18 protein-coding genes are annotated in these 17,631 nt (G+C 50.4%); 8 read left to right on the top strand and 10 right to left on the bottom strand.

What is annotated here, in order from left to right; translation table 11 throughout:
* Positions 1–160: 160 nt before the first annotated feature.
* The 9 genes from ompL to yihU form a co-directional block, all read right to left on the bottom strand.
* Positions 161–853, bottom strand: a complete 693-nt coding sequence (gene ompL, locus C4F37_RS15910) for a porin OmpL (RefSeq protein ID WP_000789940.1) — start codon at positions 851–853, stop codon at positions 161–163.
* Positions 854–920: 67 nt separating this feature from the next.
* A complete protein-coding gene (locus tag C4F37_RS15905; protein ID WP_001540271.1) occupies positions 921–2,324 on the bottom strand; it encodes an MFS transporter in 1,404 nt (467 codons plus the stop codon).
* A gap of 42 nt (positions 2,325–2,366) precedes the next feature.
* Entirely contained in the window at positions 2,367–3,752 is a 1,386-nt protein-coding gene (locus tag C4F37_RS15900) for an MFS transporter (protein ID WP_001774091.1), read from the bottom strand.
* A gap of 45 nt (positions 3,753–3,797) precedes the next feature.
* Complete coding sequence (gene yihQ / locus C4F37_RS15895) at positions 3,798–5,834, bottom strand: sulfoquinovosidase (protein ID WP_001540274.1); 2,037 nt, start codon at positions 5,832–5,834, stop codon at positions 3,798–3,800.
* A gap of 105 nt (positions 5,835–5,939) precedes the next feature.
* Positions 5,940–6,815, bottom strand: coding sequence for a sulfite exporter TauE/SafE family protein (locus C4F37_RS15890; RefSeq protein ID WP_000345435.1), 876 nt, complete (start codon positions 6,813–6,815; stop codon positions 5,940–5,942).
* Between the two features lie 60 nt (positions 6,816–6,875).
* Entirely contained in the window at positions 6,876–7,778 is a 903-nt protein-coding gene (locus C4F37_RS15885) for an aldose-1-epimerase (RefSeq protein ID WP_001167545.1), read from the bottom strand.
* Between the two features lie 66 nt (positions 7,779–7,844).
* Entirely contained in the window at positions 7,845–9,086 is a 1,242-nt protein-coding gene (yihS, locus tag C4F37_RS15880; RefSeq protein WP_000870894.1) for a sulfoquinovose isomerase, read from the bottom strand.
* Positions 9,087–9,101: 15 nt separating this feature from the next.
* Positions 9,102–9,980, bottom strand: coding sequence for a sulfofructosephosphate aldolase (gene yihT / locus C4F37_RS15875; RefSeq protein ID WP_001046463.1), 879 nt, complete (start codon positions 9,978–9,980; stop codon positions 9,102–9,104).
* A 23-nt stretch (positions 9,981–10,003) separates the two neighbouring features.
* Positions 10,004–10,900: a sulfolactaldehyde 3-reductase gene (yihU, locus tag C4F37_RS15870; protein WP_000718898.1), complete on the bottom strand. Its 897-nt coding sequence runs from the start codon at positions 10,898–10,900 to the stop codon at positions 10,004–10,006.
* Positions 10,901–11,067: 167 nt separating this feature from the next.
* Here yihU and yihV point away from each other — a divergent pair, with 167 nt between their 5' ends.
* From yihV to fabY, 6 genes are all read left to right on the top strand, one after another.
* A complete protein-coding gene (yihV, locus tag C4F37_RS15865) occupies positions 11,068–11,964 on the top strand; it encodes a sulfofructose kinase (RefSeq protein WP_000621622.1) in 897 nt (298 codons plus the stop codon).
* Between the two features lie 33 nt (positions 11,965–11,997).
* Entirely contained in the window at positions 11,998–12,783 is a 786-nt protein-coding gene (locus C4F37_RS15860; protein ID WP_000059678.1) for a DeoR/GlpR family DNA-binding transcription regulator, read from the top strand.
* A 98-nt stretch (positions 12,784–12,881) separates the two neighbouring features.
* A complete protein-coding gene (yihX, locus tag C4F37_RS15855; RefSeq protein ID WP_001314324.1) occupies positions 12,882–13,481 on the top strand; it encodes a glucose-1-phosphatase in 600 nt (199 codons plus the stop codon).
* Positions 13,475–14,347, top strand: a complete 873-nt coding sequence (locus tag C4F37_RS15850; protein WP_000920762.1) for a virulence factor BrkB family protein — start codon at positions 13,475–13,477, stop codon at positions 14,345–14,347. The genes yihX and C4F37_RS15850 overlap by 7 nt, the downstream gene beginning before the upstream one ends.
* A complete protein-coding gene (dtd, locus tag C4F37_RS15845) occupies positions 14,344–14,781 on the top strand; it encodes a D-aminoacyl-tRNA deacylase (protein WP_000560978.1) in 438 nt (145 codons plus the stop codon). Before C4F37_RS15850 ends, dtd begins: the two co-directional genes overlap by 4 nt.
* 44 nt (positions 14,782–14,825) lie before the next feature.
* Positions 14,826–15,767: a fatty acid biosynthesis protein FabY gene (gene fabY, locus C4F37_RS15840; protein ID WP_001297068.1), complete on the top strand. Its 942-nt coding sequence runs from the start codon at positions 14,826–14,828 to the stop codon at positions 15,765–15,767.
* A 63-nt stretch (positions 15,768–15,830) separates the two neighbouring features.
* Here the strand turns inward: fabY and C4F37_RS15835 are convergent, their stop codons facing one another.
* Entirely contained in the window at positions 15,831–16,739 is a 909-nt protein-coding gene (locus tag C4F37_RS15835; protein WP_001774092.1) for an alpha/beta hydrolase, read from the bottom strand.
* Positions 16,740–16,967: 228 nt separating this feature from the next.
* On the opposite strand from C4F37_RS15835, the gene C4F37_RS15830 reads away from it, so the two are divergent.
* Both C4F37_RS15830 and nadS read left to right on the top strand, forming a co-directional pair.
* Positions 16,968–17,279, top strand: a complete 312-nt coding sequence (locus C4F37_RS15830; RefSeq protein WP_000897302.1) for a hypothetical protein — start codon at positions 16,968–16,970, stop codon at positions 17,277–17,279.
* On the top strand, positions 17,280–17,570 hold the full coding sequence (gene nadS, locus C4F37_RS15825; protein ID WP_000356397.1) for a NadS family protein: 291 nt from the start codon (positions 17,280–17,282) through the stop codon (positions 17,568–17,570).
* Positions 17,571–17,631: the final 61 nt, after the last annotated feature.

Raw genomic sequence — 17,631 nt, 5'->3', positions numbered from 1 at the left:
TTGCAGTGGAAAAGATCTTACCGGGTAGTCAATGGCTTTGATAGAGAGGATGAGGAATATTTTATAATCAATGGGGTTATATAATTATGGGGAGTTATTTATATTGTGAATATCTGTGTAAAAAGCCGCTTAAATATCAGCGGCTTTTTACATTTTCATATCAGAAGAAATACTTCGTTCCGATACGAATCTGGTTTTGCTCGCGGTGGTACGGCTCGACGTTGCGGTCTAACCAGCGCAATTCGAAATAAGGAAGCCAGTGTTCATTAATACGGTAACGGAAGGTGTTAGTGATTTCCCAATGATGATCTTTCCCGTTGCTACTATTAAAGTCATTCACTCGCATGAAGTAATGTGGTTCAAATGTATAGGAAAATTTTTCTGTTATTTTAAAGTTCCAGTAGGTGCCAACTTCATAGGTGTCGTTATTATCCAATTCGCCGTTCAAATCTGTAGAGCTGTAATTATTATGGTTATAGCGATTACGCACCGTCAGGTTAAACCACGGAGTAAATTTGTAGTTAACATCCAGATAAACAGCACCACCCGAACCGATACTCTTGTCATTAATTAAGCCACCGGGCTGGATGGTTAATTTATCGGTAGGTTTAAATAAAGGATACCAACCTTCAATTTCATTATAGCCATGTTTGAGTTCATCTTCTCGCTGAAAGGTGTAGGTATTGGTTAGCATAATACCCGCGCCCATATCGAAGTTATAACCCACACGTAGCATAACCTCACCCTGATCGGAGGCGAGATTATATGCTTCCCTGTTTTCGACGTATGCGCCAGCGAATACCGAGGCAGAGGTCAGAGAAGATAATAAAATTATTGCATTAATATTTTTCATAATAAGTCCATTTTTTAAACGTAGGGAGGCCGCCACCCATCAGGATGGAAATAGCGGCTATTGACATTTATAACGTTACGGAAGCCGTTTTTTCTTCTGTCTCAATTTCTTTATTTTTGCGTTGGTTAATTTCCTCAATAATCAGTGCAAACCGTTTCTCATTGAGCGTGTAAAAGAACCCCATCGTCAATGCAGCAATAATTGCCAGCGCACAAGGCCAGATAAAAATGAGCTGACGCAAACCCTGTAATGTTGCATCGCTTTGCGCGATGTTGGGAACATAACCGATTTGCGTCAGCATAATGCCTGGCAAGAAGCCAGCAAGTGCGGCTGAAATTTTACGAAAGAAGGTATAACCGGTATAAACAGAACCTTCGGCACGTATACCTGTTTTCCATTCACCATAATCTACGGTATCTGGTACCAGTGCCCAGTTCAGGCTGTTTACAAAGGCCGTGCCAAAAAAGGCGACACAAGAGAACATGACGAAAGTGAATGAGTTACTGCCCCAGCAATAATTCAGGATATCCCCCACCGCCCACAGCACCATGCCAGCCAGATAAACCTGTTTTTTACCAAAACATTTTACAGTTAGTGGCACCAGTAATACGCCGACGAGAATGCATCCCATACTAAAGAATCCCATCCACGACAATAAGTTAATATCATTCAGCACATACTGGGTGTAATAGACCTGAATCGCCAGTTTGATATTAAATGCCGCCAGGGTACACAGGTTAGCAATGCACAATACCAGCAAAGGTGGATTACTAAATATTGCGTAAAATGATTTGAGAATACTGGCCTTATGTCCGGTTGGCGTCGCGTCCACATAATGCTCTTTGACACCTCTGTAGCACAGCATCATAAAAATAAAGCCGCCAATGGAGAACATCAGTGCCGCGCAGGCGTAGCCGACGGTGGAGTCAGAAAATAGTGACTGCAAAGGAATAAACGCCACGGTACAGATCAATAGCCCTATGGTTGCACCACCCTGGCGGTAAGCAGCGAGTTGCGCGCGCTCATTCGGGTTTTTGGTAATGGCCGGGATCATCGCGCCATACGAGCAGTTCATCAGACTGTATGAAAGTCCAAACATCATAAACAGCGCGGTGGCAATCGTCGTTTTAACCGGCAAACTAAAAGTGGTGGCGATAAACTGGAGCGTTGCAATTAACGCCGCCGGAATCGCTGCGTATAAAATAAACGGCCTGAATTTTCCTTTAGGTCCAATATTTTTCCGCGAGTCGAGTAAAAATCCGGTGAGCATATCGGTAAATGCGGTAAAGAATTTCGCCACCAGAAAGATAATCCCGCCATAGTAAGCAGGCATCCCTAATTCATCGGTATAAAATTTGAGGAGATACAGAGTGCCGATGCTAAGCATTAAATTCGAACCGACGTCGCCCATACCATAGGCGATTTTTTCCCGCAGATTCAGTTTTAATGTCAGTGGATTATGGTTAGACATAATCACTCCTTATAACGCCCCGCAGGGCGTTGTTTATTATAATTACGCCGTGCGTTTACGGGCTTCTATCTCTTCAACAATGCGGACGTACATCTTCTCGTTCAGACTGTAGAAGCAACCCATTGCCACAATGGTGACTACTGCCAGTGCGCTTGGGTAGATGAAGATCAGTTGGCGCAACCCTTCGATAGTGTGGTCAGCCTGGGCGACGTTTGGCACATAGCCAATTTGCGTCAGCATCCAGCCTGGGAAGAAACCTGCCAGCGCCTGAGATACTTTGCGAAAGAAGGTGAAACCGGTGTAGACCGTACCTTCCGAACGCACACCGGTGCGCCACTCGCCATACTCGACGGTGTCAGAAACCAGCGCCCAGTTCAGGCTGTTAACAAACGCCGAACCAAAGAACGCCAGGCAGGAGAAAGCCACAAAGCTGACCGAGCCGCCGCCGAAGAAATAGTTGAGCAGATCGCCCAGCACCCAGATCAGCAGACCGCCGATATAGACCTTCTTCTTACCAAAACGTCTGACTGCACCAGGCATCAGGAACACGCCGATGAAAATACAGCCCATGCTGAAAAATCCCATATATGACAACAGGATGGGATCGTTAAGCACGTACTGGGTGTAATAGACCTGAATGGCGAGCTTGACGTTAAACGCCCCTAAGGTACAGAGGTTGGCAATGCACAAAATGAACAGTGGGCGGTTCCCCGCAATTGCGCGGAAAGATTGCAACAAGCCAGGCTTTTGCGCCGGATTGGTAGGTTGGGTTTCGACATAACGCTCTTTCACGCCCGAATAGCAGATCCACATAAACAGCAGGCCGAACAGTGAAAACAGCGTGGCGGCGAAGATATAGCCAAGTTGCTGATTACCCTCGATAAGATTCATAACCGGCACGAATCCCACCGTACACAGCAGCAGGCCCAATGTAGCGCCACCCTGACGCCATGCTGCCAGCGATGCACGTTCGTTGGGGTTTTTAGTAATAGCGGGGACCATCGCGCCATACGAGCAGTGCATCATGCTGAAAAACAGTCCGTAAAGCATAAACAGGATGGTGGCCATCACCGTTTTACCGGTGACATCAAACGGTGTGCCGACAAAGTTGGCGATCGCCAGCAGGGTGACCGGAAATGACGCATACAGAATAAAAGGACGGAACTTACCTTTTGGACCGATCTTGCGTCGGGAATCCAACATAATGCCGGTACCCATATCGGTAAAGGCGGTAAAGAATTTTGAAATCAAAAAGATAATGCCGCCATAGGTGCCAGGCAGCCCCAGAACATCGGTATAAAACTTCAAAAGATAAAGCGTGCCGATATCCAGTAGGATGTTAGAGGCCAGATCGCCGATACCGTAAGAGAGTTTCTCTTTAAAGGGCAGGCGTAAAGTAGCCGGATCTTCCGTTGTGATGTGACTCATCGTTGTTCTCCCTTTGCCCGTGAGTTTCCCCACGGGCGGATGTGATTAGATGCTTTTTAATGACGCGAACAGTGCCGCCCATTCGCTATCGGCGCGATAAAAGACCGGCGGTTTACCGATGGGCGCATTAACGGTAACTTCCCCGCCCCGGAACGCTTCACCCGTCCAGGCATGGACCCAGTTATCCTCCGGCAGATAGAGCGTCCAGTCGCTGCGACCTTCTTCGTGTACCGGGGCGACCAGAATGTCGCGGCCTAACAGGTACTGATATTTCAGGGTGTAGGTCTGTGCATCGTCTTCGTAATGCAGGAACAGAGGGCGCATAACCGGCAGGCCGGACTTCGCATTCAGTGCGACGGCCTCTTTCAGGTAAGGTTTCAGGGTAGTGAAGACGGTGGTCATACGGGCAAAATGGGCGATAGTTTCCGCGTCGCCGTCAAACTGCCAGTTGTCGCCAGGACGGTTACCTTCATGGGTGCGCATCATCGGCGTGAAGGCGCTGAAATCGCACCAGCGCAGCAGCAGCTCTTTGCTGCGCTTCATCTCAAACAGGGTGGTGTAACCGCCAATATCACTGTGATGCAGGCCATGTCCGGTCATTGCCAGCGACAGCGCCGCCGGGACGACAGACGCCAGTCCATCGTCCAGACTCCAGTCAACGTTCTGGTCGCCCGCCCACATCATGGTGGAGTATTTCTGGCTACCGGTGGAACCGGCGCGCATAAAGAAGAGGATCTCGCCGAGCTTGCCCGTTTCTTCAAGGGCTTCGTAGTTACATTTCGCCCACAGCGCAGGCCAGGCGTTATGCATAATTTCGGCGCTGACGCCGTTATGCAGGTAAGTGTCGGTGGGCAGATACTCGCCGAAGTCAGCCATCCAGCCGCCGCAGCCGAGTTCAATCATGTTCTTTTTGATCACTTCCTTGAACCAGGCGTAGGCTTCCGGATTAGTGAGATCGACAACGCCGCCGTAGAACTCGCCAAACTCCACCAGATAATCGCCGCCGGCGGCATCTTTTGCCAGATAGCCGCGCTTTGCCGCTTCTTCGCAGAGGTCTTTATCGCTGGCAACATACGGGTTGATATAGGCAAGGAACTGTACGCCCTCTTTGTTCCACTGTTTGATACGTGAATCCAGTTGCGGGTAGTTTTCGCTGTTCCACTTCCAGTTCCACATTACGCGTTTGCCAAAAGAGGTCATACGAATACCGGACCAATCCTGCGCCCAGATGCCGTTGACCTTCACGCCCGCGTTACGCATGGTGTCCAGTTTCTTCTGGCACACCTCAGTGCCGCCCTGAATGCCGAGCGTTACTCCGTCATAAATCCAGTCGGGCAGTTCTGTCTGGCGTCCCAGCAGCGCGGTTAATTTTTCCAGCAGGGAGATGTATGTATCAGCACATTCAAAACGCAGTGTTGCTTTGTCTTCCCACAGCGCCAGTTCATGGTATTCCGGCGCGCTAAAGTCGAAGTTCATATAGCAACTGTTATCAACATGGCAGTAATACTTCTGCGTGCTAACAAACGTGGGTTGTGGAAAGAAGGTCCAGTAGTAATCCCCTCCCGCATTCTCTTTGCAGTCGGCCTGCCAGGTGACATAGGTTTGTTTGTTGCGACCAACGCCTTGTTCACTGGTCCACAGCGGGAACGGTTTGCCGCGCAGATCAAAGTAGGAGAATTGTTCGCCGCAGCCGTAGATATGATCTTCCGGCTGTGCGGCAAGGCGCAGCCAGATGCGGTTGTGGTTAAGGTTGTCGTTTTGTAGTTCCAGCAATAAACGGCCATGATCGTCGGCAGAGATATTCAGCGTGGCGCTAATGTCAGAACCACGGCTGAAATGGATTAACCAGCCATCCGGTGACTGGCTGACGATGGCGTCGGTAAGCGCAATTTTCTCCTGCAATTTATCTTTAATGCTGAAATTACCGCGGAACATATCGATATCCGCTATACCTGAACCAATCCATAAACAAGGATTATCTTTGCTATGGATTAAAATAAGGCGGTCTTGAAAACGTAGAGTAAAACTGTCGTTATTCTGATGAAATTGAAAATCTAATAGCTGTGGGCGTGGCGTATCCATAAATAATCTCCATAGATATAAAACTAATATTTCATGCCATCCTGTTATTACAGGTTTCATTAATTAAAGAATGTGTGCGGGTATAAATTAAAACCCGCATAATGATTATTTACTTTCTTCCGCCCGACGGATTGCCGCCACTTTTTTACCAAATGCCAGTTGCAGTATAACTAACAAGGTAAACGGAGGAAGAAGTGCGGCAGCGGCGGGAATTCCCAGCGCGCCTTTTATCAACATAGAACCGGAGGCAATCAGCAATAAAAAGACCATCACACGGAACACTTTGACCGAAATGCGTTTATGCACATATTGTCCAACCAGTGAACCGAGGATCATGGTGGGAATACAAAACAGCACCAGTTTAAAGATAGAGACAGTCAAAATTCCGCTGGTCGCCAGCCCGCCGATCACCGCGATGTTGTTTGCGGTGAAGAAAGCGTTCAGAGTGCCGCGAAATGCCGCCGGGCCTAAGTTACGCAGCATACCGTAGATAACCATCGGCGGTCCGTTGGTTGAAAATGCTGCCCCTAACGCTCCTGCCACGGCGCCGATAGGTGCGGCGATCCAGCTACGGTCATAAATCGGCAGGCGTGGAATAAACATACTGTAAAAGGAGTACAGGATAAGGAATCCGCCTAAGCCCACTTTCATAAAATGGTCGGGTAAATACGACAGCGCATATAAACCGACGGGTATTCCCAGAAACGAGAAAATAATCAGTACCATTGCCGATCGCCAATCCGTTTCTTTACGTGACAGCCAGGTGGCGTACAAGGCGGTCGCGGTGCCGACAATCACCGAGAGCGGAGTTGCCATTTTTACGGGGAGCATTAACGTGACGAGCGGCATGGTGGTTAAACCACCGCCAAATCCCGCGCATATCCCCACAAAGGTATAAAGAAACATTAACGCGATAACGATACATACCACGTTTGTTTCCAGCATGACCCCATCCGGTGAAAATAACGTAAAAAAGTCCATAATATTTCCTGTTGTGTAAATACAACTCTAAACAATGATCTCGTTCTTTTCTTAATAAAATTAATTGTGCTGCCCGTGAATATTAAAAAACAGGCGGTGCGTTTTCCCTGGTTCCAGTAATAATAAGTCGATACCTGAATTAAAGGCGTTAGGCGGGCAACTCATTGGTTCAACTGCCAGTCCCTGACGTTGTAATTTTTCACCGCTATAAACCTGCACCCAGGGTTGATCGGAACAGAGGCTCACCGAAAGCGCCTGCTGTGGATGGGTAATAGTCATTTCCCACAAATCATTAGCGGTTTTAAAGGTGTGATCGATTTTTGTCGCGGCTATTTTTTTCGCCTGCGTGAAATTTAAATCCAGCTCATCAACGTGGTGAAGCGTTGTCGGATTAGCGTGCTCATCGATGGCATAAACTTGGTTTGCCGGAAGCTGGAACAGATATTCATCAACAGATGTTAAGTTGCAGGTTAAATAAGGGTGAATACCCACACCGTAAGGCGCTGCGACAGTGCCGATATTCTGGCTTGCGATCTCAACGGAAAGACCCGTGCGGGCGTTGAGCGAATAAACCACCTGCGAAGCCAGCATAAACGGGTAGCCGTAACTGGGTGGCAGAAAGGCGGTTAATGTGACGCTGGTGGCGCTTAATTCGCTGATTTGCCAGTCACGCCAGGCGAGCAGCCCATGAATAGCGGCTTTTGAACCATGTTCATTAATGGGTAACTGATATTCCTGCCCCTGATAGCGATAACAGCCGTTGGCGATCCGGTTTGGCCACGGAATAAGGACTTTGCCCAGATGTGCCAGCGGCATCTCTTCGGGTTTATGCGGAATAACTAAATGACAGCCCTGAAAGGTTAATTCAGCCAGACCTGCACCGACGGTCACAATGGTCGCGTGATAATCCCCCGCGGCAAGTGAAACGGTCTGTCCACTGCAATGCATGTTGGTGATTTGCATACGAGGTACCTTTATTGAATAACGACATACCCGGCGTGCAGCCTGATATGTCGTTTTTTTAGTCAGTTATTTCGCGTTAATATCCAGCAGACCCGCCGCAACCGCCGGAGCCAGGCCTGGCGCTAACGGGATACGTGGGATCACCAGACAATGCAGCAGATGATAAATATCCTGTTTGCCGTCCCAGACTTTGGTGGTGACCTTATTGTCCGCATCCAGCTCCTGCCACCATGAACCATTTTCGTAGTCCATCAGGTATTTGATGCAGTAGTCCCACCATGTCTGATACCAAGTTTCGTACTGGCGATCGCCAGTGACGGTGTAGAGCGCGTAGGCCGTACCCATCGCTTCGACGATAGGCCAACGCACACGTTCGCGGACCACCGGTTTTCCTTCCCAGTCAACGGTATAAACAATCCCGTCCGCGCCATCGGGTGCCCAGGCATCGCGCACGGTGGCGTTAAACAGACCTTTGGCATCTTCTAGCAGCCATGCTGGCGGTTGTTCGCAACGGGCTTCCAGGGCCGCGTGAATGTGCAGCATTAAACGGCCCCATTCGATCCAGTGGCCCGGAGTACCTCCGAACGCGCGGAAGCGGTGCGCCGGGTTATCTTTGTTGTAATCTGGCAGCGGATTCCACTGGGTATCGAAGTGTTCGTTAACGCGATAATGATTATTTCTGGCGACGTCGTGGATAATCACGGAAGCCACGCGAATCGCGCGATCCAGCCATTTTTTGTCATGGGTGACGTCATAGACAATCAGGAAGGCTTCCACCGCGTGCATATTGGCATTGCCGCCGCGATACTCTTCGGTTTTGCTGAAGGCTTCATCCCAGGACTCCAGGCACATCTGCTCTTCTTCGCTCCAGAAGTATTTCTCGATAATTTCAATGGTGTAATCGAGCAGCTTGCGCGCTTCCGGATGACCGGTAGTGACGGCGCTGGCAGCACCCAGCAGAGCAAAGAAATGTTGATAGCCCTGTTTGGAGGCATCCACCACGCCCTCGTCATTCACGCAGGCATACCAACCGCCATATTTTTTATCGCGCAGTGCGCCATTCATGGCTTTGATACCGTGATCAACCAACGAGTAAGCGCCAGGTCGGCCCATCGCCGCAGCAACGGAATAAACGTGCAACATACGAGCTGTGATCCACAGATGGGTGCCCATCTCTTCTTTGATTTGCCCTTTATTGCCTAACCAGCCAAATCCGGTCGGTACTACGGATTTTTTACCAAAATCAAAGATGCGATCGGTTTCCTGTTCCAGCCAACGGTTGTGACTTAAAGTGTTAAACCATTTCATTTTTGTATCCCCATCTTAACGGCGTTTAGCCATCATTTCGTCGACGATATCGCCAAGTTGTTGTAATTTCGGTGCGCAAACGTCACGCAGCATCAGCTCGTTGTCTGGTAAACCGACGACCGATGCCCAGACGGCACGACCAGCCAGGAAGCCCGATGCACCCGCTGTCATTGCCACGCGTACGGCACGCGGGAACAGTTTTTCGTCGACACCGGAAGAGAGGATCACCCACGGCATATTGATATGGTCATTCAGACGTTGTGAAGCACTGAGAAGCTCTTGTTGCGGACCTTTACCGTAAAGCGGCATTTCAACTTTGTAGAGATCAGCGCCACTGTCGCCCAGCTCTTTGGCTGCATCGATGATTGCTTGTTCGCGATCGAATTTATCGCCACGACGCGGTGGGCGGACGACTGGCTCAATGATGCTTACCAGACCGTGTGAGTGGCACATTTCGTTAAACTCTTTCACCATATCCAGGCGTTGCTGCGCATCTTCATCACTACGCCACAGCACCAGCAGTTTTAAGGCTTTGCCACCGTCTTGTTTGATTTGTAGCGGATTGATTTTGCGGTCAATGACCACGCTATCTACCGGAATACCGTTGCCAGGAATGAACTCATCGGCGGCGACAATCATGGCGCAACTTTTGGCAATCGCGTTTTGCTCAACCACCTGGCGGTAGCAGAATTGTTGATCTACCAGAATCGCCGATGCATAAGGTGAAAGAGTCTTCGCGGCGTTAACTTTGAAATCAGTTAAAACGCTATCGGCTACTGGAGCGGGTGCGCCAGCCGCGGCAAACATCATGCGCATGGCTTCGCGCTGATCGACCGCCAGCATGGCAAAACCGCCCGATGCGCGCGTAATGTCGTTGATGGTGTACTTATTCATTCATTTATTCCTTTATCCAGTCGTTACATTTTTACTTTGGCAGTCATCCCGGCACTGACACGGACCTGCTCCAGAATGGCGGACCAGTCCTGGCGACCGCGACCCGCTGCGCGCGCCTGGCTATAAACCTCCCGTGAGGCGGCCCCCAGTGGCATCGGCACATGCAACTGGTTGGCGACATCAAGGGCGATGCCAAGATCCTTATGGGCAAGATCGATCATGAAGGCGGGAGAAAGATCCCCGCTGAGGACTTTGTTCGGCCAGGAAGTGGTGAAGTGGCCTTTACCGGCGGCGGTACCGCTCATCACCTTGACGGCAACATCGAAGGGAAGATTCAGGGCTTCGCACAAAACGGCGGCTTCTGCCGACAACGCATTGAGCGCGATGCTCATGTAGTTGTTGATAAGCTTAACGCGGATCCCCATGCCCGGACCGCCCGCGTTGATCAACTCGCTGCCCATCGCCATCAGGATCGGCGTGGCGCGTTCAACTTGTTCAGCAGTGCCGCCAGCCAGCAGTAGCAGAGTACCGGTAATGGCATTTGCAGAAGTACGGCCTACCGGAACATCCATCATGCTGAAGCCTCTGGCCTGCATATCAGCAATCAATTTATCGGTTTGCAGCGGATGGATGGTCGACATATCAATGACCAGCGCATCGGAAGATAAGCTCTCACAGACACCGTTTTCACCGAACAACACGCTGCGCACCAGATCACCATTCGGCAACATGGTAATGATAAATTCGGCATCTTTAGCGGCCTGCGCCGGGTTGGCGGCGGGAGTCGCACCTTTGTCTACCAGATGCCGCACAGCTTCGGCGTTCACATCAAAGACGCGAAGTTGATGCCCTTGCTGCAATAAATTGCTCGCCATTGGCGAACCCATTTGCCCTAAACCGATAAACGCGATTGCTGCCATAACCCTCTCCTGAATACAGTAATGTCACTTTTTGTCATTTATGACATGCCTTGCTTGTCTGTTTTTGATCGTATTTGTAATTTATCGTCAAAAAATTGACAGCCGTCACTTTTTAAACAATTGGTGAAATTAAAATGAACGCATCCCAAAATGCTTAAGGAATGACCATGATTCGTGTTGCTTGTGTAGGAATTACCGTGATGGATCGCATCTATTACGTGGAAGGATTGCCGACGGAGAGCGGTAAATACGTGGCGAAAAATTATACGGAAGTTGGCGGCGGGCCAGCGGCTACAGCAGCAGTTGCGGCGGCCAGACTAGGTGCGCAGGTCGATTTTATTGGTCGCGTCGGTGACGACGACACAGGCAACAGCCTGCTGGCAGAGCTGGAATCCTGGGGCGTTAACACCCGTTATACCAAACGGTATAACGAGGCGAAATCTTCGCAATCCGCCATCATGGTGGATACCAAAGGCGAGCGGATAATCATTAACTACCCCAGCCCGGACTTGCTGCCTGACGCAGAGTGGTTGGAGGAAATTGATTTCTCTCAGTGGGATGTTGTGCTGGCGGATGTACGCTGGCACGAAGGTGCTAAAAAAGCCTTCACCCTGGCCCGGCAGGCGGGCGTGATGACTGTTTTGGACGGGGACATTACGCCGCAGGATATCAGTGAGCTGGTGGCATTAAGCGATCATGCGGCCTTTTCAGAACCGGGTCTGGCGCGCTTAACGGGGGTGAAAGAGATGGCCAGTGCGCTAAAACAGGCACAAACGCTCACAAATGGTCATGTCTATGTGACCCAGGGCAGCGCAGGCTGCGACTGGCTGGAAAATGGCGGGCGTCAACATCAACCGGCCTTCAAAGTTGATGTGGTAGATACCACAGGAGCGGGTGATGTTTTTCACGGCGCTTTGGCGGTGGCGCTGGCCACAGGTGGGGATTTAGCGGAGTCAGTCCGCTTCGCCAGCGGTGTAGCGGCGTTAAAATGCACACGTCCCGGTGGACGAGCTGGGATCCCTGACTGTGATCAAACCCGATCTTTTTTGTCACTTTTTGTATAAAATGCCAGGGTGATGGTTTTTCGAGGAATTTTCATGAGCCTTACCGAACTAACCGGTAACCCGCGGCACGACCAACTCCTCATGCTGATCGCCGAGCGTGGGTATATGAATATTGATGAGCTGGCAAATCTGCTGGATGTCTCCACGCAGACGGTCCGCCGGGATATTCGTAAATTAAGCGAGCAAGGACTGATTACGCGCCATCACGGTGGCGCGGGTCGGGCTTCCAGCGTCGTTAATACGGCGTTCGAGCAGCGTGAGGTTTCGCAAACCGAAGAAAAAAAAGCGATTGCCGAAGCGGTGGCAGATTATATTCCTGATGGTTCAACAATATTTATCACCATTGGTACGACCGTTGAGCATGTTGCCCGGGCGTTACTTAACCATAACCATTTGCGGATAATCACCAACAGCCTGCGTGTGGCGCATATTCTTTACCACAACCCGCGCTTTGAAGTGATGGTGCCTGGCGGAACGCTGCGTTCCCATAACAGTGGGATCATTGGCCCTTCAGCGGCGTCCTTTGTGGCCGATTTTCGCGCCGATTATCTGGTAACAAGTGTAGGCGCAATTGAGAGCGATGGCGCGTTGATGGAGTTTGATGTTAACGAAGCTAACGTGGTGAAAACGATGATGGCGCACGCGAGAAATATTCTGCTGGTCGCCGATCACACTAAGTATCATGCTTCGGCGGCGGTTGAAATTGGTAATGTGGCACAGGTCACTGCGCTCTTTACCGACGAGCTGCCGCCCGCTGCGCTAAAATCACGCTTACAAGACAGCCAAATTGAAATCATCCTTCCCCAGGAAGACGCGTAGAATTTTGTGACCGTTGACCTGGCTTCATACCTGACCACATAGCCAAACCCATCCTTTCCCGCTACAGTTAATTTCTTGTGGCGCGAAAGGAGGCAAAAATGCTCTATATCTTTGATTTAGGTAATGTGATTGTCGATATCGACTTTAACCGTGTGCTGGGAGCCTGGAGCGATTTAACGCGTGTTCCACTGGCTACGCTTAAGAAGAGTTTCCACATGGGCGAGGCGTTTCATCAGCATGAGCGTGGGGAAATTAGCGACGAAGCGTTCGCAGAGGCGCTGTGTCATGAGATGGCTCTACCGCTAAGCTACGAGCAGTTCTCTCACGGCTGGCAGGCGGTGTTTGTCGCGCTGCGCCCGGAAGTGATCGCCATCATGCATAAACTGCGTGAGCAGGGGCATCGCGTGGTGGTGCTTTCCAATACTAACCGCCTGCATACTACCTTCTGGCCGGAGGAATACCCGGAAATCCGTGATGCTGCTGACCATATCTATCTGTCGCAAGACTTGGGTATGCGCAAACCTGAAGCACGAATTTATCAGCATGTTTTGCAGGCAGAAGGTTTTTCACCAGACGATACGGTCTTTTTCGACGATAACGCCGATAATATAGAAGGAGCTAATCAGCTAGGCATTACTAGTATTCTGGTGAAAGATAAAACCACCATCCCGGACTATTTCGCGAAGGTGTTATGCTAAAAACCATTCAGGACAAAGCCAGGCATCGTACCCGTCCACTATGGGCCTGGCTAAAACTACTCTGGCAACGCATTGATGAGGACAACATGACAACCCTGGCAGGTAACCTTGCCTATGTGTCGTTGCTCTCATTAGTGCCGCTGGTTGCCGTTGTTTTTGCGCTTTTCGCCGCTTTTCCCATGTTTTCCGACGTCAGCATTCAGTTGCGTCACTTTATTTTTGCCAACTTTCTGCCTGCTACTGGCGATGTTATCCAGCGATATATCGAACAGTTTGTCGCCAATTCCAACAAAATGACCGCCGTCGGGGCGTGCGGGCTGATCGTCACGGCGTTATTGTTGATGTACTCCATCGATAGCGCGTTGAATACCATCTGGCGCAGTAAACGAGCGCGACCCAAAATTTACTCGTTTGCCGTGTACTGGATGATTTTAACGCTGGGGCCGCTGTTGGCAGGGGCCAGTCTGGCGATCAGCTCCTATCTGCTCTCTCTGCGCTGGGCGAGCGATCTCAATACTGTCATCGATAATGTGTTGCGTATTTTTCCGCTGCTGTTGTCGTGGATCTCTTTCTGGCTGCTGTACAGCATCGTTCCTACCATCCGTGTACCTAACCGCGACGCGATTGTCGGCGCGTTTGTCGCCGCGCTCCTGTTCGAAGCAGGAAAGAAAGGTTTCGCGCTTTATATCACCATGTTCCCATCATATCAGCTCATTTACGGTGTGCTGGCGGTGATCCCCATTCTCTTTGTTTGGGTCTACTGGACATGGTGTATCGTCTTGCTTGGCGCGGAAATTACTGTCACTCTCGGGGAATACCGAAAATTAAAACAAGCTGCTGAACAAGAAGAAGACGACGAACCATGATTGCATTAATTCAACGCGTAACCCGTGCCAGCGTCACCGTGGAGGGAGAAGTGACGGGCGAAATTGGCGCGGGACTTTTGGTGTTATTGGGTGTCGAAAAGGATGACGACGAACAGAAAGCAAACCGTCTGTGCGAGCGTGTGCTTGGCTATCGCATCTTCAGCGATGCCGATGGCAAGATGAATCTCAACGTGCAACAGGCGGGCGGCAGTGTGCTGGTGGTTTCCCAGTTTACCCTCGCCGCAGATACCGAACGGGGGATGCGCCCAAGCTTCTCAAAAGGCGCATCACCGGATCGCGCAGAGGCGTTATATGACTATTTCGTCGAACGCTGCCGTCAGCAGGAGATGAACACGCAAACAGGGCGCTTCGCTGCGGATATGCAGGTATCGCTGGTCAATGATGGCCCCGTGACATTCTGGTTGCAGGTATGAGCCAGCTTCCAGGTGTGTCACGGGAAACAAGAGAGAGTATCGCTATGTATCACCTTCGGGTTCCACAAACAGAAGAAGAATTAGAGCGCTACTATCAGTTCCGCTGGGAGATGTTGCGTAAACCCCTGCATCAACCGAAAGGTTCGGAACGCGACGCGTGGGATGCGATGGCGCATCACCAGATGGTCGTCGACGAGCAGGGTAATCTGGTGGCAGTAGGGCGGCTGTATATTAATGCCGATAACGAAGCGTCCATCCGTTTTATGGCCGTTCATCCCGACGTGCAGGACAAAGGGTTAGGCACGCTGATGGCGATGACTCTGGAGTCGGTGGCGCGTCAGGAAGGCGTTAAGCGCGTGACCTGTAGCGCCCGTGAAGACGCGGTGGAGTTTTTCGCCAAGCTGGGGTTTGTTAATCAGGGAGAAATCACCACGCCAACCACCACGCCGATTCGCCATTTTTTGATGATTAAACCTGTCGCCACTCTGGATGATATTTTGCATCGCGGCGACTGGTGCGCGCAGCTGCAACAGGCGTGGTACGAACATATCCCGCTAAGCGAAAAAATGGGCGTGCGCATTCAGCAATATACCGGGCAAAAATTTATCACCACCATGCCGGAAACAGGCAATCAGAATCCGCATCACACGCTGTTTGCCGGGAGTTTATTCTCGCTGGCAACGCTCACTGGTTGGGGGCTTATCTGGCTGATGCTGCGCGAACGCCACCTCGGCGGAACGATTATTCTGGCGGATGCGCATATCCGCTATAGCAAACCGATTAGCGGAAAACCCCATGCGGTAGCCGACCTTGGTGCCTTAAGTGGCGATCTCGACCGTCTGGCGCGCGGACGAAAAGCACGGGTGCAGATGCAAGTAGAAATCTTTGGCGACGAGACGCCGGGTGCAGTGTTTGAAGGCACGTATATCGTTCTGCCCGCGAAGCCATTTGGTCCGTATGAAGAGGGCGGAAACGAAGAAGAGTAGGGGCGTTTTACTTGACTGAAAAGGTTTTCAATCTGAAAACCTTTTCTGGGCCCTGGTCCGGAGTTACCTTCCCGCTCTCCAGGCAACATCCCGTAGCGCCGATCGCGCAGCCTCACTGATACCACCTAACTGAAAAAATCCGTGGATAACGCCAAGGTAGCGTTGGCAGGTGCATTGCACTCCTTGCCCTGTCATGCGGTGATACAACGCTTCACCTTCATCGCAAAGTGGGTCGTATTCAGCGGTAATGATATGTACAGGTGGCAAGCCATTGAAATCATTGCGCCAAATAGGGCTGGCTTCAGGATGCCTGCGTTCAATGCCTGGCAGGTACATCTCAAAGCCGCTCAGTAAAGTGTCGCGTGTGATGATGTAATCGTGACCATTGCGTATGTAGCTTTCGAAATGCGCAGTCGCATCAAGCATAGGATAAATTAAGATGAGTTGTGCTGGTTGCCACTCGCCAGCACGCTTCAATCGCAAAGCAGTTACCAGCGCCAGATGCCCTCCCGCACTGTCACCGGCAAGAGTTATTCGTTGTTTATCAACGCCGAGTTGTTCGGCGTGTTGCCGGACTAATTCTGCACCTCGTTGTGCATCATCATGGGCGGCGGGGAAAGTATGTTCCGGTGCCAGCCGATACTGGACGGCAATAATCCGACATTGCCCGTAATAGGCTAACTGGCGCAGCTGGTTGTCGTGAGTTGCGAACCCGCCGCTAACAAAACAGCCACCGTAGTAATAAATTATCGTCGGGAGTAATGTCGGGGCATTCAGCGGTGACACTATTCGTAAGGTCATCCCTTCAAGTTCGATAGTCTGAATATCTACCCGCGTTTCTGTCTCACCCGCAAGGACAGCGCTGGCGATATAGCCCTCTCTGCGCTGCGTAATACTTTGTTGGCGCGATGAGGGGCGACCCGCAGCGATAAACTCTTCGACTAACTCTGCAATTCCTTTTTCCAGTGCCATAGTAGAACTCATTTTGCTGTATGAATGTACAGTTTTATACACCCGTTTTTGCTGGATGGATACAGGGAAATTCACGGGCGTGAAAAATCTGGAAAGCACCTCGCAAATGTAAAGACAAACCCGGCAGAGACGTGGTTTTGCTGGAGCACTATCAGTAAGCTAGTGGTTTCAATGGTACGTCAATGACGTACAAAAAGGATTGTTACTCTAAGCCAATGGTGTATAATTATGCTCTTCATCGAAACGGAAATTTTTACTGAAGATGTTCAAAAACTGCTGAACGACGATGAATTCAGTCGTTTTCAGTTTTTCCTGGCCTTGAATCCTGACTATGGTGAGGTAATACCTGAAACTGGTGGGTTAAGAAAGGTTCGATGGGTCTCAGGAGGAAAGGGGAAACGTGCTGGTGTCAGGGTTATTTACTTTCATCAGGTTAAACATTATGAGATCAGATTACTGCTTATTTATCGTAAGGGTATTAAAGATGATCTGTCTCCCCAGGAAAAAGCAATGCTCCGGTTGTTAAATACGAGGTGGTAAATGGATAAGGCACTTTTTGAGCGGTTGACTCACAGCATGGCCCAGATGAATGAAATTATTGAAGGAACGCGACAGCCTTCACGTACTTTTGAAGTTGATGCTATGAAAATCAAAGAAATACGCCGCGCTTCAGGGTTGTCACAATCTAAATTTGCCGATCTTATTTCCGTAAGCGTAGACACGTTGCGTAACTGGGAGCAGGGGCGACGTTCACCGACCGGGCCTGCAAAGGCTTTGCTGCGAGCGATTGCCAATGATCCGCAACATGTGCTGCAAGCACTTAACCGTTAGAGGCATGGTTATGCCATACAGAAAGCACCAGCATTCAGAACTCCTATGAAAGCGGCATAGT

Source organism: Escherichia sp. R1 (genome assembly GCF_003000935.1).
Taxonomy (GTDB): Bacteria; Pseudomonadota; Gammaproteobacteria; order Enterobacterales; family Enterobacteriaceae; genus Escherichia; species Escherichia coli.
This window is presented reverse-complemented; position numbering and strand designations above follow the sequence as displayed.

Bases quoted from the DNA above. Each gene is read 5' to 3' on its own strand.
- C4F37_RS15860 (WP_000059678.1), top strand. From the start codon at position 11,998: ATGAGCCTTACCGAACTAACCGGTAACCCGCGGCACGACCAACTCCTC.
- yihX (WP_001314324.1), top strand. From the start codon at position 12,882: ATGCTCTATATCTTTGATTTAGGTAATGTGATTGTCGATATCGACTTT.
- C4F37_RS15835 (WP_001774092.1), bottom strand. From the start codon at position 16,739: ATGGCACTGGAAAAAGGAATTGCAGAGTTAGTCGAAGAGTTTATCGCT.
- C4F37_RS15830 (WP_000897302.1), top strand. From the start codon at position 16,968: ATGCTCTTCATCGAAACGGAAATTTTTACTGAAGATGTTCAAAAACTG.
- ompL (WP_000789940.1), bottom strand. From the start codon at position 853: ATGAAAAATATTAATGCAATAATTTTATTATCTTCTCTGACCTCTGCC.
- C4F37_RS15885 (WP_001167545.1), bottom strand. From the start codon at position 7,778: ATGCAAATCACCAACATGCATTGCAGTGGACAGACCGTTTCACTTGCC.
- fabY (WP_001297068.1), top strand. From the start codon at position 14,826: ATGTATCACCTTCGGGTTCCACAAACAGAAGAAGAATTAGAGCGCTAC.
- yihU (WP_000718898.1), bottom strand. From the start codon at position 10,900: ATGGCAGCAATCGCGTTTATCGGTTTAGGGCAAATGGGTTCGCCAATG.
- yihV (WP_000621622.1), top strand. From the start codon at position 11,068: ATGATTCGTGTTGCTTGTGTAGGAATTACCGTGATGGATCGCATCTAT.
- C4F37_RS15900 (WP_001774091.1), bottom strand. From the start codon at position 3,752: ATGAGTCACATCACAACGGAAGATCCGGCTACTTTACGCCTGCCCTTT.
- C4F37_RS15890 (WP_000345435.1), bottom strand. From the start codon at position 6,815: ATGGACTTTTTTACGTTATTTTCACCGGATGGGGTCATGCTGGAAACA.
- dtd (WP_000560978.1), top strand. From the start codon at position 14,344: ATGATTGCATTAATTCAACGCGTAACCCGTGCCAGCGTCACCGTGGAG.
- C4F37_RS15905 (WP_001540271.1), bottom strand. From the start codon at position 2,324: ATGTCTAACCATAATCCACTGACATTAAAACTGAATCTGCGGGAAAAA.
- yihQ (WP_001540274.1), bottom strand. From the start codon at position 5,834: ATGGATACGCCACGCCCACAGCTATTAGATTTTCAATTTCATCAGAAT.
- yihT (WP_001046463.1), bottom strand. From the start codon at position 9,980: ATGAATAAGTACACCATCAACGACATTACGCGCGCATCGGGCGGTTTT.
- nadS (WP_000356397.1), top strand. From the start codon at position 17,280: ATGGATAAGGCACTTTTTGAGCGGTTGACTCACAGCATGGCCCAGATG.
- C4F37_RS15850 (WP_000920762.1), top strand. From the start codon at position 13,475: ATGCTAAAAACCATTCAGGACAAAGCCAGGCATCGTACCCGTCCACTA.
- yihS (WP_000870894.1), bottom strand. From the start codon at position 9,086: ATGAAATGGTTTAACACTTTAAGTCACAACCGTTGGCTGGAACAGGAA.